Raw genomic sequence first — 14551 nt, 5'->3', positions numbered from 1 at the left:
CTCCCTATCCGTCGAAAAACCCCGGGCACTACGTGCATGTCAGGTTACCGCCCCAGGTCCGCCGAGCGCAGAACCTGCTGACGACGCTCAGTGAGTGCGGATGGACGCGTGTGCGGCACCCAATCGCCGCACCGCCTCCGCCAGCTCTGCCGGGGTCGATCCCGCGAAGCTCAATCGGAGCGAGCGGCCGTACTGCTCGGCCGACGCAAACGCCGAGCCGGGAACGAAGGCGACTCCGTGCTCCAGGGCGGTCGCGAGCAGCTCGTCCGTGTCGGTCCCATCCTCGAAGGTGGCCCAGGCGAACATTCCTCCCGTCGGGCGCGAGACCGTGAGCCGCGAGGAGAACTCGGCATCGAGCGCGTCCGTCAATGCTGTTGCACGGCATGCGTACTCGTGACGCAGCGTTGTCAAGTGGGTGTTCGACCACGCAGTGTCGCCGAGCATGTTCGCCGCCATCAGCTGCGTCATCGAGGAACCGCACAGATCGGCACCCTGTTTGAGGAGTTCCACAGCCGCACACACGGCGGGCGGGGCGACGAACCAGCCGACCCGCAGCGTCGGAGCCAGGATCTTCGACGCACTCGACAGCCGGATGACGCGATCGCCGAAACAGGCTATCGGCGGCGGCGGTGCGCCCGTCCCGTGCGTAGAGCCCGTTGCGCCGAACCAGATCTCGCCGTACGGGTCGTCCTCGATCACCCAGAATCGGTAGAAATCCGCGAGCGCCGCGAGGTGCCGCCGCCGCGGCTCGCTCATCGTGACCCCGCGAGGGTTGTGGAAGTTGGCAACCGTGTGGACCACCGAAGGACGCAGTCCCGCCGCCAACCGTCGTTCGAGTTCGGCGGTGTCCATGCCGTCGGCGTCGATCTCGATGGCCTCGATCCGCGCTTCGGCGATCGAGAACACCTGCAGCGCACCGGTATACGCAGGCTCGTCGACGACGACAACGGCACCCGGGTCGATCAGCGCCTGCGCGAGCAGCGTCAGGGCCTGTTGCGATCCGTGCGTGACGACGACGGTGCCCGTCGGAACCGTGACTCCCCCGCGCACGGCGCTCTCTCTGGCCGCGATCACGCTGCGCAGCGTGCGATGGCCGGCGGTCTCGCAGTATTGAACGGCATCAGGGCTCCACAGTACCGCCTCGGCAGCTGCCGCGATGCGGTCGACGGGGATCAGGTCAGTGGCCGGTAGACCTCCCGCCAGGCTGATGACGTCCTCGCGTGCGGTGAGGGCCAGAAGATCACGGATCGCCGAGCTGGACAGTGATGCGGTGCGCCGGGCCAAGCCGGCAGGGAAGTGAGTAGAAGACACGAAAGAGACTCCGGGGCAGCAGGAACGAGGGAACGGCCCGCGGATCCGCTGAGTCGAGGAGAGAGCGGACGGGTGTGTCCGCTCTCTCGACTGTCTCACGTGTTACCGAAATATGAAACGCAATTCTCACATTCTGAGATCAGTCCAGATCGTCGTGCGCCATCAGCTGGCGCGCAGCCTCGATGACCGAACCGGACAGCGACGGGTACACCGAGAACGTGTTCGCCAGGTCGTTCACCGACAGATTGTTCTGCACCGCCATCGCGATGGGCAGAATCAGCTCCGACGCGCTCGGGGCGACCACAACGCCGCCGATGACGACGCCGGTGGCGGGGCGACAGAAGATCTTGACGAAACCGCGCTTGAGCCCACTCATCTTCGCTCGCGGATTTGTGGTCAGTGGCAGCATCACCACGCGTGCCGGTACGTCACCGGCGTCGATCTTGGACTGCGCGACACCGACCGACGCGATCTCGGGCCGCGTGAACACCGCCGAGGCCACGGTCTTGAGCTTGATCGGGCTGACGGCCTGACCCAGTGCGTGGTACATCGCGATGCGTCCCTGCATCGCCGCGACCGAGGCCAGCGGCAGCAGGCCGGTGCAGTCACCGGCTGCGTAGATCCCGGCCACTGCGGTGCGCGAGACGCGATCCACCCGCAGGTATCCGCCCTTGTCGAGTTCGATGCCGACGTTCTCGAGTCCGAGACCGGAGGTGTTGGGCACCGATCCGACGGTCATCAGCGCGTGGCTGCCCTCGACGGTGCGCCCGTCCGACAGCGTGACGAGAACGCCGTCGTCGGTGCGGACGACCGAATCGGCCCGGGCATGTTTGACGAGAGTGACACCTCGCTCGTTGAACGCGTCCTCGAGGACCAGAGCGGCGTCCTCGTCCTCGTGTGGGAGGACGCGGTCGCGGCTCGAGACAGCGGTGACCTTGACGCCCATCTCGGTGTAGGCCGAGACGAACTCGGCACCGGTCACACCGGACCCGACGACCACGAGATGTTCGGGCAGTGCCTCGAGGTCGTAGAGCTGTCGCCAGTTGAGAATGCGTTCGCCGTCGGGCTCGGCTCCCTTGACCACGCGCGGGCGGGCACCGGTCGCGATGAGGACGACGTCGGCGTCGAGGATGCGTTCCTCACCGTCGGCCAACACCGCCTTGATCTGATGCGAGGCCATACCGACGTGGGTGTCGATCATCTCGGCGCGGCCGGCCAGAATTTCGACGCCGACCGAGGTGACGCGGTGGGCGATATCGGCCGACTGTGCCTGCGCGAGACTCTTGACTCGGTCGTGAATCTTCGGAAGCGCAACGGCGGCCTGCGATGGGTCCAGTGAAATGCCCAGGTCGCTGGCTCGACGCATCTCGGTGCGAATGCCGGTCGAGGCGATGAACGTCTTCGACGGCACGCAGTCCCACAGAACGCAGGCACCGCCGATACCGTCTGAATCGACGAGCGTCACCTGTCCGCCGTGCTGAGCGGCTACCAAAGCTGCTTCGTACCCTGCCGGACCACCACCGATGATCACAATCCGGGTCATTGATCCTCTTCTCGCGTGCTGAAATCTTTGTACTGTGTCACGTCAACGGTATTGCAGTGTCCGGTTCCGCGCGTCGGTAAGGCTAGCTTCACTCCACCCGTCGCTCGGCGTACCTGCGACGACGCACCGAAACACCACCACGGGGCGTCAACGGGCGGCGATACGGTTTAGGCTGGCCGACGTGCCAATTTATGCCGCCTACGGATCGAACATGCATCCGGAGCAGATGTTGCAGCGTTGCCCCCACTCACCGCTGTCGGGAACCGGGTGGCTGCACGGGTGGCGCTTGACCTTCGGCGGTGGCGACATCGGCTGGGAGGGCGCGCTCGCCACGATCGTCGAGGACCCGGACTCGGAGGTCTTCGTGGTGCTCTACGACGTATCCGAGGAGGACGAGGAGAGCCTGGATCGGTGGGAGGGCTCGGAGCTCGGCATCCACCGCAAGATCCGGCTGCGCATCGAGACCGGAGGCGAGCCGGTCCTGGCGTGGCTCTACGTTCTCGACGCCTACGAAGGTGGCCTACCGTCGGCACGCTACCTCGGGGTCATGGCCGAGGCCGCCGAAATTGCCGGTGCCCCAGCCGAATACGTGCGAGACCTACGCACCCGCAACAGCCGCAACGTAGGGCCGGGCACCACGTCCTAGAAGTTCGCGGTCAGCCGGCGACAACAACCGCCTGACCGCTAGTTCGGATCCAACGCGATTCCGGTCATCACCTTCACACCCACGGCCAAGGCTCGCTCGTCGAGGTCGAACGTCGGCTGATGGATGTCGAGTTGCGGACCGGTCCCCGACCACACGCCGAGTCGGGCCATCGCTCCCGGCACGTTCTCCAGGTACCACGAGAAGTCCTCGCCGCCACCGGACTGCGCCGTGTCGGCCAACGCCGCCGGCCCCACTCGCCCGATCGCCTTCTCGAAGGTGGCCGTGGACGCCGGGTCGTTCACCACGGGCGGTACGCCGCGCCGGTAATGCAGCTCGAATCGCACCCCGGTCGGTGCCAACAGACCGGTGACGATCTCGCGAACGAGCGGCTCGAGCAGCGCCCACGTTTCGTGGTCGCCGGTCCGTACTGTTCCGGTGAGCATGCCGGTCTGCGGAATGGCGTTGGGGGCTTGCCCCGCCACGACCGCGCCCCAGACCATCACCGTGCTGGTTCGCGGATCGATGCGCCTGCTCAACATGCCCGGCAGCCCGGTGATGACGGTGCCCAACGCGTAGACGAGATCGGTGGTCAGGTGCGGCCGCGAGGTGTGTCCGCCAGGCGAGTCCAGACGCAATTCGACGGTGTCGGCGGCGGAGGTGATGGCCCCGACACGCACGCCCACCTGTCCCACCTCGAGTCGCGGGTCGCAGTGCAACGCGAAAATCTTCGACACTCCGTCGAGCGCTCCCGCGGCAACAGCGTCGAGTGCACCGCCCGGCATGACCTCCTCGGCAGGCTGAAAGATCAGCCGAACCCCGTACTGCAGGTCCGGCAGCGACGCCAGCGCGAGTCCGGTCGCCAGCAGCACCGTGGTGTGGGCATCGTGCCCACACGCGTGGGAAACGCCGGGAACCGTCGACGTGTACGGCGCACCGGTGATCTCCTGCAGCGGCAACGCGTCCATGTCCGCGCGCAGCGCGACGCGCGGGCCGTCGGGACCGATATCGCAGATCAAGCCCGTGCCGCCGGGCAGAGGCTTGGGTGACAGGCCTGCCGCCGAGAGCTGCTCCATGACGAACGCCGTCGTAGCGAATTCACGACGGGCCAGTTCCGGATGGGCGTGAATGTGCCGACGCCACAGGGACAGATCTTCTGTGTGAGCCTGAATCCACCGATCGATCGCGGCTTCACGTGAACTCATCGGAACTTCCGCCTCTTCGCCTGCCCTCATCCGAACTTCCGCCTCTTCGCCTGCCCTCATCCGAACTTCCGCCTCTTCGCCTGCGCTCATCCGAACTTCCGCCTCTTCGCCTGCGCTCATCCGAACTTCCGCCTCTTCGCCTGCGCTCATCGCTGCGCCGCCGATCGAGCGTTCACACCGTCGAGCAGACGCGCCCGGGTCTGTGGATCGGCTGCGGCACGAGCGGCCGTTCCGGCGAGGGCGAGAGCACCGTCGAGCAGTGCACGATCGGCGGACTCGGTGACACACGCTGCGGCGAACTCCGGTTGATGCGTCACCGCCCCTCCGGCATCGAGGCCGACGACGGGGTGGATTCCGGGTAGAACATTCGTCACGTTTCCCATGTCAGTGCTGCCCAACGGGCGAAATCCTTCCAATTCCGGTGCCAACGGCGACCGTCCCAGCGATTCGATCTCCTGACGAAATGCCGCCACCAGCCACGAATCCGGGGTCAGGGCCGCGTACGTCGGCGAGACCGTGCGGATTTCGTGAGTGCATCCGGTGGCAATGGCGCCCGCCTCGAAACAGGCGAACGTCTTCTTCGTCAGCGCATCGAGTGACTCGGTGCTGTTCGCGCGCAGATAGTAGAGCAGTTCGGCATGTCCGGGCACGATGTTCGGCGCGACGCCGCCGTCGCTGACGATGCCGTGCAGTTGCTGGCCGGGCGAGAGGTGCTGCCGAATGAGCCCGAGCGCCACCTGCGCGACGGTGACGGCATCGCCCGCGTTGATTCCCCACTCGGGGGCGGCCGACGCATGGGCAGCGCGGCCGGTGAACTTGACGGCAACGTCGGCCAATGCCAGCGACGTCGCGCCCACGATGTCGAACGGGCCCGGATGCACCATCAGTGCGGCACCGATGTCGTCGAAGACGCCGCGCTCGAGCATCAGGACCTTGCCGCCGCCGGTTTCCTCGGCTGGGGTGCCGAGCACCCGGACCGTGATGCCGAGAGCATCGGCCACCGGCGCAAGCGCCAGGGCGGCACCCACCGCGGACGCGGCGATGATGTTGTGGCCGCAGGCGTGACCGATCTCGGGCAACGCGTCGTACTCCGCGCAGATTCCGATCACGAGCTCGCCGCTACCCACCGACGCGGTGAATGCGGTGTCGATGCCGGCGACCCCGGATTCGATCTCGAAATGGTGGGCGCGAAGCGTGTCGAGGACCTTCGCAACGCTGCGATATTCCTCGAACGCCAGTTCCGGTTCTGCGTGAATCGAGTGCGACAGCGCAACCACTTCGTCGGTTGTGTGAGCGAGCGCGCGGCCGATCTCCTCGCCCACGGCGGCACTGTTCGGTTCGTCGATCACGAGAGACAGTGTGTCACTAGCGCGGCGGCGTGTCGGAACGGCTGTGCCGACTCCGAGCCCGAACAGTGCCGGACGGGGCTAGTTACCGAAGCTGAAGTTGCTGTCGTCCGTCGGCGTCGTCAGCGCAGCGAGCAGGTCCACGTGCATCCGACTCTTGATGCCGGCCAGGTTCGCTCCCCGGGTGCTGGTCAGCGCCGCCGCCTTGGCAACGGCGTCGGAGACAACCGATTCCTCGGACGCCGTGGCCTCGACGATTCCTGCGGCCACCGCATCGGCCCCGCCGTAGCGACGGCCCGTCAACATCGCCTCGACGGCGGCCTGCTTGGGCAGCCTGGAATTGATCAGGGCAGACATGCCGACGGTGAACGGCATGTTGAGGTTGACCTCCGGCAGGCAGTAGAAGCCTCGGTCTGCGCGCTGGATGCGGAAGTCCTGCGCTGTTGCGAACATTGCGCCCGCACCGAATGCATGGCCCTGCACCGCTGCGACCGTAGGCATCGGGAATGCCAACAGCCGCGTGTAGAGCGTGTGCACGCGATCGAGGTACCAGGTGATCCGGTCCAGGTTCGCGAACAGCCAATCGGTGTCGAGTCCGTTGCTGTAGAACTTGCCTGCAGAGGTGGTGACCAGCGCGGCCGGTCCGGTCGATGCCTCGACCTCGTCGAGCAGCGCGTGGACGGCGTCTATCCAGTCGGGATGGAACCTGTTCTCTGGATTGTCCGTGCCCTCTTGGGCACCGAGGAACAAGATGTGGACATCGCCGTCGCGTTCGAGATAAGGCATGCAGCGGATACTACTCGGCGGTAACTTCCCGGTCACACCGTCTCGGTTCCACAGACACCACAGCGATCTCTTACTGTTGTTCATCGTGGCAACTTCCGACGCACGAGCAACCGATCCCGTGACCGATCCCGATGCGGCCGCGCGTACGGCCGCCGACGCTCTCGCTGCAGCGACCGGCATCGACACCCACACCGTGGCCATCGTCCTCGGCTCCGGCTGGCAGGCGGCCGCGGATGTCTTCGGCTCCCCCACCGCGACCGTGCGCATGGCCGACCTTCCCGGCTTCGCACCGCCGTCCGCATCGGGCCACTCCGGCACGATCACCTCGGTGAACGTGGGCGGGACCCACACCCTGTTACTGCAGGGCCGTACGCACGCCTACGAGGGCCACGACCTCCGACGCGTCGTGCACCCGGTGCGCACCGCGATCGCGGCAGGCGCGACGACCGTCGTCCTCACCAATGCCGCCGGCGGCATCCGTGAAGGCATGAGCGTCGGCCAACCGGTTCTGATTTCCGATCACCTCAACCTGACCGCCCGTTCGCCGCTCGTCGGAGCCGAATTCGTCGATCTCGTCGGTGCCTACTCCCCCGAACTTCGCGCTCTCGCCGCCGAGATCGATCCGTCTCTCGAGGACGGCGTCTACGCGGGACTGCCGGGCCCGCACTACGAGACGCCGGCCGAGATCAAGATGCTGCGCACGTTCGGTGCGGATCTGGTGGGCATGTCGACGGTGCACGAGACGATCGCCGCCCGTGCGAAGGGTGCTCGCGTGCTGGGAATTTCGTTGGTCACCAACCTCGCTGCCGGCATGACCGGAGAACACCTCGATCACTCCGAAGTGCTCGCTGCGGGCAAGGATTCGGCAGCTCGGATGGGCGCTCTGCTGCACGAGTTGGTCACCCGACTGTGATCGAGGATCTCACCGAGCGCGTGCAACGCTGGATCGCGGGAGATCCCGATCCGGCGAGCCGCGACGAACTCGACGGCCTCTCCGATTCCGAACTCGCGGACCGATTCAGCGGTCCGTTGACCTTCGGCACCGCCGGCCTCAGAGGGCCGGTGCGCGCCGGCCCGAACGGCATGAACGTCGCCGTGGTCGTGCGAGCAACCGCCGGTATCGCAGCGTGGTTACTCGGTCAGGGCCTCGGCGGATCCACCGTCGTGGTGGGCCGTGACGCACGAACCGGTTCGGAACAGTTCGCCTTCGCGGCGGCGGAAACGTTGGCTGCGCAGGGATTTTCGGTGGTCCTTCTGCCTCGACCACTCCCCACGCCCGTTGTCGCCTTCGCCGTACGGGCGCTCGATGCCGAGCTGGGGGTGCAGATCACCGCCTCGCACAACCCGGCCGCCGACAACGGGTACAAGGTGTATCTGCGGGGCGGGTCGCAGTTGGTTCCGCCGAGCGATGCCCAGATCGAGGCGCTCATCGATGCCGGCGCAGATGCAGTCGACGTGCCTCGCACAGCCGTCGAGCCCAGCGGCTCTGACATCGCGTCGCGCTACCTCGATTCCGTTGTGAGACTGCCTCGTTCGAGATCACGCGATGTTCGTATCGCCCTGACCGCACTGCACGGCGTCGGCGGAGAACTCGCCGTGGCGGCACTGCGCGGCGCTGGGTTCCGCGACATCCGGGTGGTCGAGGAGCAGTTCGAGCCCGATCCGTCCTTCCCGACGGTGACCTTCCCCAACCCGGAAGAGCCGGGTGCTGCGGACGCGGTTCTCGCGCTGGCGGCCGAGACCGACGCCGACCTCGCCGTGGCACTCGACCCCGATGCCGATCGCTGCGCAGTCGGAGTTCGAGACGCTCACGGTTGGCGGATGCTGACCGGGGACGAAACCGGCGCTCTGCTGGCCGACTACCTGCTGCGTGACGCACCGCCCGGCTCACTGGTGGCCAACACCATCGTGTCCTCGCAGCTGCTCTCGGCACTGGCACCGGCCCGCGGCGCGCGGTATGCCCGCACACTGACCGGTTTCAAATGGCTCGTGCGCGCCGGAGACGGCCTCGTGTACGCCTACGAAGAAGCGATCGGTCACTGCGTAGATCCGAATGTGGTGCGAGACAAGGACGGGATTTCTGCAGCCGTCGTACTGGCGGACCTCGCGGCAGCGCTGAAGCAGGACGGACGCACGCTACTCGACGTACTCGACGATCTGGCCGTCGAATTCGGCGTTCACAGCGGAGCGCAGGTGTCCCGTCGGGTACAGGATCTCACCGACATCGGGGACATGATGCGCCGACTGCGCAGCACGCCGCCGACGGAGCTGGCCGGACGCACGGTGACCGTCATGGACTACGCCGACCGGGACGACGAGTTGCGCACCGACGCAGTCGAAATCGCGGGCTCCGGGCTCCGGGTCATCGTGCGGCCGTCCGGGACCGAACCCAAGCTCAAGGCGTACCTCGAGGTTGTCGAGCCCGTCTCGGACCGGCAGGATCTGGCGAGGGCGAGATCGACGGCGGACGAACTCCTGGCCCAGCTCTCCGTGTTCGCACGAGAGCTGTAACTCAGAACAGTGCCGACTGCACTGCAGGCAGATCGGACGTGAAGGCCCCGAGTTCGATGCGCCGACCCTTCAATGCCGCCAGATCCGCGACGTAGGCCTGATCGTCTACCGAGGCGATCACCGCCTGCCCGACGCATGTCCTGATCTGCAGTCCATGGGAGCCGGTTGCGACATCGACGGGGTAGGCAACCCGAGTATCGTTCTCACTCAAAGCTTCCCGTCCCGCGGGCGGAGTCCACCGCTCCGCGATCGGCCGGCATCCGCCGATCGCGGCGTCGGTCAACAGCTGACGGACCTGCTCCGCACGCGCGGCAGTGCCTGCCTCCAACCGTTCGAGATCGAGTGGCACGCACAGCGATGCTGCCTTCGTCGCCGACCGTACGGCCTGCCGCAGCCCGAGCCTTTCGGTCACCAGGTCCTCGGCGACACGCACGGCCTTGCCGTCGTCCGCGTACGCGACGTACTGCGCACAGATAGCTCCCTGCTCGGCGAGCCGACCCCATTTGCGAGTCTGCGCGGCTGTCCCGATCTTGAAGGTGCCGTTGGCAAACGCCGCCAGATAGAGCCAATGCGGTGCCATGACATGTTTTTCCAGATCGCGGGAGACGAATCCGCTGCGGTGGACGGTATGAACGAAACGAAACACGTCCTTGTCCGCGCACCGTGCGCACTGGCTCGACCCGACGGCAGGCTCTCGGCCCGGGCACGGAACGTACCGCGGCGGCCCGTCCGCAGTGAATGCCGTTCGGCCCGTGCAGTATCGGTCTGCCGCGCCGCCGAGAGCGCGGTAGCCCAGTGTGTTGCCCACCAACTCCTCGAACTCCACCTGCTCGGTCTCGATGTCGAGCAGCCGCAACCGCGGGGTGTCAGGCCCGGCGGAGGGCCAGGACACCCCGAGCGCGAGCAGGGTTGCACCGGAGCGAATCAGCGGGGTCCGAACTGACGGTCGCCCGCGTCGCCGAGGCCCGGGACGATGAAGGCATTGTCGTTGAGTCCGTCGTCGATGCTCGCGGCAACGAGTCGCACCGGGAGTCCCGATGCTTCGAGCGCTGCGACACCTTCGGGGGCGGCCACGACGCAGATGGCAGTGACATCGGTTGCGCCGCGTCCGACGAGCAGCTCGATCGTGTGCACCATCGATCCGCCGGTCGCCAGCATGGGGTCGAGTACGTAGACCGGAGTCTGGGACAGGTCGTCGGGCAGGGACTCCATGTAGGGCACCGGCTGATGCGTCTGCTCGTCCCTGGCCATCCCGACGAACCCGACGCGAGACTGCGGAATCAGACCGCTGGCCTTCTCCACCATGCCGAGACCGGCACGCAGTACGGGCACCAGCAGCGGCGGACGAGCCAACCGGGTGCCCTGGGTGACTGCGACGGGAGTACGCACCTCGAACGTGTCGATGTCGGCGTCCCTGGTGGCCTCGTAAACCAGCATGTGGGTGAGCTGGCGGAGCGCAGTTCGGAACGTGGCGTTGTCGCTCCGCTCGTCCCGCATGGTGGTGAGCAGGGCGGCGGCCAGTGGGTGGTCGACCACGTGTGTATCCATGTCTCACAGGATAAGGCCCAGCACCATGAGGCCCCACACGATGAGCCCCACCGGAAGAAATCGCCGAGACGCACGGCGAACAGCAAGTCGTGGGAACCGATGTGCCCGCACTCGCGTCGAACCAGTTGGGCGTCGCATTCGGCGACTGCGCGAACGCACGCGATTTCAGGGGGACTCATGGACGAACTCGTCGTCGAGACCGAGGGGGTGCTCGCCTACGGCGCAGCGGCGTCGACCATGGCCGAGCAGATCGCGGCGGCCGGTGCTGCCGCCGCTGCCTGCGGGCCCGCCGTGTTGGCACCGGTGTTCGGCCTGATCGGGCAGGAATTTCTGGCCACGGTGACCGGAACCCATCTGGCGCATACCGATGCGGTCGTTCGCCTGGCGGGAGCGGTGGCAAGCCTCGGTTCCGCGGCCGCCGAAGCCGCGGTGTCGTACGCCCGCACCGACGATGCAACCAGGGCGGCCGTCACGTCCCGCTCCGGTGCGCCGGACGCTCGGTAAGCGGCGATGATCGATCTCCTCTCTCGTCCCATCCTCGAGCTGCTCGGTGCATTCGGCGGCGGTACCGTTCCCTCCGGAGGCCCGGCCGATGTGTTGCGACTGTCGTCGGCTGCGATCGAGGCCGCACAGGGAATCGGCCGCATCGCGATCACCGAACTTGCTTCGAACTGGAACGGCAAGGCCGCGGACGCAGCACTTCGGTACGCCGAGAACGCTCATGCCAGTGCTCTGGCTCTTGCCGACCACGCGGACGACATCGCCGCTGTCGTCGATCGGGCATGTCGGGATACCGAGCAGGGTTTCGTCGAACTACAGGCAATAGTGCAGTCGTTCGTGGGCATCGCCCTCTCCGCAGGACCGATCATCGCCACCCCGATCGGGCAGACGATGCTGATCTCGGCCGCGATCGAGCACCTCGAGCGCGCCTTGGCGGTGGTCGCGCGCGTACGCGCCGAACTGGCCGTGCACGCCGCGACAGCAGGCGAGCTGGCCTCCCCACCCGCGGCCCCCGCACCCATCGATTCCGGCCCGGCAGCAGTGCCGGGCTCGCCCTCCAATCTGATGACTTCACCCGCAACGGCGCAGGTCATCGAGACCGGGGAGAAGCTGGCGAAGACGTTCGCGCAGTCGCTCTCACAAACCGGCGGCACACCGGACTCCCCCGGAGCCGGTGGAGCACAGCACTTCCTGGGCAATTCGGCGATCGATTCACCCCGCGCCGGGGACACCGGCGCGTACCCGACCGACCGAGGAGTAGAGGTGCGATTGCCCGACGGGAGCACCGTCACCGCCCCCAACGCAGAAGCCGCAGGTGCCGTTCGCAGCGCGCTGACGCAGCAGGGCGTCCCCTACGCCTGGGGCGGTACGACGCCGGGCGCCGGACTGGACTGCAGTGGGTTGACCCAATGGGCGTACGCACAGCAGGGCGTCGACATCCCCCGTCTGGCGCAGCAACAGGACATCGGCTCGTCGGTCGCGGCCGGTGACGTACAGCCCGGCGATCTCGCGGTCTGGGACGGCCACGTAGCGATGGTCATCGGCAACGGCCAGCTCGTCGAGGCGGGAGACCCGGTGCAGGTAGGACCGATCAGAACGACCAACAGCGACATGGCATTCAAGGGCTTCTACCGCCCGACCCAATGACAGTCGACCCAACGAGAGGCAGACCGAATGAGAGGAAGGCAATGACGGACGCGAACACCACCGTCGTCAGCGCGGTATCGGCAACTCGATCCGGCTCGGTGACCGTTCGCGCCACCGAACATGGAGTGCCGATCGCAATCGGTATCGACCCACGAGAATTGCGTTACGGGGGAACAGCATTGGCGTCGACGATCCTGGATCGATGCACGCGGGCGACCACAGCCGCTCGAGCACAGCGCCGAATCCGGTTGGCCGAGGACGGGGTTCCCGCCGACATCCTCGATCGCCTCGGTCTACCGACCCACGCCCGAACGGCCGCCGACGCGAACGACGATCTGGCCCAGGAACCGGCGCCCACGAGTTGGTTGCGACCGGTATGACCCACCCTCACCCCACCGATATCGACGCCGTGATCGACAACGCCCGACACCGGCTCGACAGATTGTGTGAGACGCAGGAGCGCGTCGACCACATCAGGATTCGAGTGGCCTCGCCCAACGGGCTCGTGACCGTCGTCGCGGACGGTACCGGGGCCATGGTCGGGCTCGATCTCGCTCAGGATCTCGGATCGGTGAGCGCCCACGAACTCGCGTCGACGATAGTTGTCACAGCTGCCGAGGCGGCGTCCGCAGCGCTCGACCAGCGCAACACCATCCTGCAAAGTCTGCAGGCTTCGTTCACAGACTCCTGAGATAGGCTTCGCGCCATGGCTGGAGACATCATCCCGATCGAACTCGGTCTGACCGCCGGTGACTTCTCGACACTGTGGGCACCGGAGTGGCGAGAAGGCGACGACGAATGGGAGGCATTCCTCGGACACGAGGAAGATCTCTACGGATTCGCCACGGTCGCCGAGCTCGCCGCATTCGTCCGATCCGACGACGACAACGACCTCGTCGACCACCCGTCGTGGCCGGTGGTATCCGCTCTCGCGGCCTACGAACTCGAGCCCGACGAGCTGCATCGGTTCGATCTCGTCGCAGTGCCCGAGTTGGTGGCTACAGACCCCGAAGCCGACGTTCTCGCCGAACTACAGGCCACCTTCGACATTGTCTCGTCCATCGGTGATGTCTGCGAACTACGGCCCGTCACAAGCTTTTTCGGAACCAATCCGTTCGTCGGAGCAGTGGCCGGTGGCGTCGAGAACTTTCTCGGCCGTGAAGGTGCCGAGCTGTGGGACCGCATCGGTGCAGCAGTGGCGAAGCATTGGGACGACGTCCTCGACGCAGTCGATTCCATCGTGACCTCCCCCGACGTCGACAGCGCCGCCGTTGCCGTCGCCGAGGCGGAGATCACCGCGGCTGCCGAGAACGCCGTCGATGCAGACGACGCAACGGACGACATCGACGACGACACCGAGGACGAAGAGTCCGACGACGACGCAGAGAGCGACGAGGACGACGTCGACCGCGATCCCATCGCCGCTGCCGCGGCGGAGGAGACGTTCTGGACCACCGTCGGTATCGATCCCATTCGCATCATCACGTCCGACGACACGCTGTACACCCTGCGGTGCTACCTCGGCGACAAGCCCGTCTTCCTCGGCCGCGGTGGAGCCATCAGCGTGTTCGGGTCCGAGCGTTCGCTGGCTCGCTATCTCGCCGACGATCACGATCACGATCTGGCGCAGGTCAGCACCTACTCCGATGTTCAGACCGCCGCGATCGACGGCTCCCTGGACATCACGATCACCGACGACAACGTCTACGTACTGCCCGGACTCGCCGACGACCTTGCCGACGGGCCAACCGCGGTGGACGTCGACCAGCTCGATCTTGCCGTCGAATTGTTCACCGATGCAGCCGATTTCGCCGGCGACAGCTCGGTGGACGAGGCCCTCGCCACGTCCACACCGTTGGGCTGGTACGTCTCGTACACCCTCGAGCCCAGTCCCGATCGACTGGCCCCGAGCGCACCGTTCGACGTCGAGGCCGAGGCCTGGCGCGCCCTCGAGCGAGAGTTCGAGAGCCGTCTCCGCAAGAAGTAGGACGTTCTCGCCCGGCTGCGCGCC

Annotated in this window: 15 protein-coding genes; 8 read left to right on the top strand and 7 right to left on the bottom strand. The window is 66.7% G+C overall.

Translation table 11 applies throughout. The features are described 5' to 3' along the window. Positions 1-87 precede the first annotated feature (87 nt). Entirely contained in the window at positions 88-1311 is a 1224-nt protein-coding gene (locus tag E4P29_RS21230) for a PLP-dependent aminotransferase family protein (RefSeq protein ID WP_135047081.1), read from the bottom strand. A 139-nt stretch (positions 1312-1450) separates the two neighbouring features. Further along, the gene (locus E4P29_RS21225) at positions 1451-2854 is read right to left on the bottom strand and encodes an NAD(P)H-quinone dehydrogenase (RefSeq protein ID WP_135047080.1); all 1404 of its coding nucleotides are present in this window, start codon (positions 2852-2854) and stop codon (positions 1451-1453) included. Between the two features lie 181 nt (positions 2855-3035). Between E4P29_RS21225 and E4P29_RS21220 the strand changes: the two genes are divergently transcribed. Beyond that, positions 3036-3500, top strand: a complete 465-nt coding sequence (locus tag E4P29_RS21220; RefSeq protein ID WP_135047079.1) for a gamma-glutamylcyclotransferase — start codon at positions 3036-3038, stop codon at positions 3498-3500. A 38-nt stretch (positions 3501-3538) separates the two neighbouring features. On the opposite strand, the gene E4P29_RS21215 is transcribed toward E4P29_RS21220, so the two are convergent. From E4P29_RS21215 to E4P29_RS21205, 3 genes are all read right to left on the bottom strand, one after another. Next, entirely contained in the window at positions 3539-4702 is a 1164-nt protein-coding gene (locus tag E4P29_RS21215) for a M20 family metallopeptidase (protein ID WP_135047078.1), read from the bottom strand. A 146-nt stretch (positions 4703-4848) separates the two neighbouring features. Beyond that, positions 4849-6012, bottom strand: a complete 1164-nt coding sequence (locus E4P29_RS21210) for a M20 family metallopeptidase (protein ID WP_209205490.1) — start codon at positions 6010-6012, stop codon at positions 4849-4851. 117 nt (positions 6013-6129) lie between these two features. Then, positions 6130-6834, bottom strand: coding sequence for an enoyl-CoA hydratase-related protein (locus tag E4P29_RS21205; RefSeq protein ID WP_135047077.1), 705 nt, complete (start codon positions 6832-6834; stop codon positions 6130-6132). Between the two features lie 85 nt (positions 6835-6919). On the opposite strand from E4P29_RS21205, the gene E4P29_RS21200 reads away from it, so the two are divergent. Continuing rightward, complete coding sequence (locus tag E4P29_RS21200) at positions 6920-7747, top strand: purine-nucleoside phosphorylase (RefSeq protein ID WP_135047076.1); 828 nt, start codon at positions 6920-6922, stop codon at positions 7745-7747. Further along, positions 7744-9345 carry a phospho-sugar mutase gene (locus tag E4P29_RS21195; protein WP_135047075.1) on the top strand — a complete coding sequence of 534 codons (1602 nt, stop codon included), beginning with the start codon at positions 7744-7746 and terminating at the stop codon, positions 9343-9345. Before E4P29_RS21200 ends, E4P29_RS21195 begins: the two co-directional genes overlap by 4 nt. Position 9346: 1 nt before the next feature. On the opposite strand, the gene E4P29_RS21190 is transcribed toward E4P29_RS21195, so the two are convergent. Then, positions 9347-10237, bottom strand: coding sequence for a DUF2797 domain-containing protein (locus tag E4P29_RS21190; protein WP_245154435.1), 891 nt, complete (start codon positions 10235-10237; stop codon positions 9347-9349). A 32-nt stretch (positions 10238-10269) separates the two neighbouring features. Then, positions 10270-10893, bottom strand: coding sequence for a uracil phosphoribosyltransferase (gene upp / locus E4P29_RS21185; protein ID WP_027496434.1), 624 nt, complete (start codon positions 10891-10893; stop codon positions 10270-10272). 177 nt (positions 10894-11070) lie between these two features. Between upp and E4P29_RS21180 the strand changes: the two genes are divergently transcribed. From E4P29_RS21180 to E4P29_RS21165, 5 genes are read left to right on the top strand one after another with little or no spacing between them, the layout of a single operon-like run. After that, positions 11071-11397 carry a type VII secretion target gene (locus tag E4P29_RS21180; protein WP_135047074.1) on the top strand — a complete coding sequence of 109 codons (327 nt, stop codon included), beginning with the start codon at positions 11071-11073 and terminating at the stop codon, positions 11395-11397. A 6-nt stretch (positions 11398-11403) separates the two neighbouring features. Then, positions 11404-12540, top strand: a complete 1137-nt coding sequence (locus tag E4P29_RS21175; protein ID WP_135047073.1) for a C40 family peptidase — start codon at positions 11404-11406, stop codon at positions 12538-12540. A gap of 41 nt (positions 12541-12581) precedes the next feature. Then, positions 12582-12920 carry a hypothetical protein gene (locus tag E4P29_RS21170; RefSeq protein WP_135047072.1) on the top strand — a complete coding sequence of 113 codons (339 nt, stop codon included), beginning with the start codon at positions 12582-12584 and terminating at the stop codon, positions 12918-12920. Continuing rightward, positions 12917-13231 (top strand): YbaB/EbfC family nucleoid-associated protein, encoded by a 315-nt coding sequence (locus tag E4P29_RS26200; RefSeq protein WP_209205488.1) that lies wholly within the window; start codon positions 12917-12919, stop codon positions 13229-13231. Before E4P29_RS21170 ends, E4P29_RS26200 begins: the two co-directional genes overlap by 4 nt. A gap of 15 nt (positions 13232-13246) precedes the next feature. After that, complete coding sequence (locus E4P29_RS21165; protein ID WP_209205487.1) at positions 13247-14527, top strand: primosomal protein; 1281 nt, start codon at positions 13247-13249, stop codon at positions 14525-14527. Positions 14528-14551 lie beyond the last annotated feature (24 nt).

Source organism: Rhodococcus sp. 1R11 (genome assembly GCF_004563845.1).
GTDB lineage: Bacteria > Actinomycetota > Actinomycetes > Mycobacteriales > Mycobacteriaceae > Rhodococcoides.
This window is presented reverse-complemented; position numbering and strand designations above follow the sequence as displayed.

Bases quoted from the DNA above. Each gene is read 5' to 3' on its own strand.
- E4P29_RS21225 (WP_135047080.1), bottom strand. From the start codon at position 2,854: ATGACCCGGATTGTGATCATCGGTGGTGGTCCGGCAGGGTACGAAGCA.
- E4P29_RS21215 (WP_135047078.1), bottom strand. From the start codon at position 4,702: ATGAGTTCACGTGAAGCCGCGATCGATCGGTGGATTCAGGCTCACACA.
- E4P29_RS21205 (WP_135047077.1), bottom strand. From the start codon at position 6,834: ATGCCTTATCTCGAACGCGACGGCGATGTCCACATCTTGTTCCTCGGT.
- upp (WP_027496434.1), bottom strand. From the start codon at position 10,893: ATGGATACACACGTGGTCGACCACCCACTGGCCGCCGCCCTGCTCACC.
- E4P29_RS21180 (WP_135047074.1), top strand. From the start codon at position 11,071: ATGGACGAACTCGTCGTCGAGACCGAGGGGGTGCTCGCCTACGGCGCA.
- E4P29_RS21175 (WP_135047073.1), top strand. From the start codon at position 11,404: ATGATCGATCTCCTCTCTCGTCCCATCCTCGAGCTGCTCGGTGCATTC.
- E4P29_RS21170 (WP_135047072.1), top strand. From the start codon at position 12,582: ATGACGGACGCGAACACCACCGTCGTCAGCGCGGTATCGGCAACTCGA.
- E4P29_RS26200 (WP_209205488.1), top strand. From the start codon at position 12,917: ATGACCCACCCTCACCCCACCGATATCGACGCCGTGATCGACAACGCC.
- E4P29_RS21165 (WP_209205487.1), top strand. From the start codon at position 13,247: ATGGCTGGAGACATCATCCCGATCGAACTCGGTCTGACCGCCGGTGAC.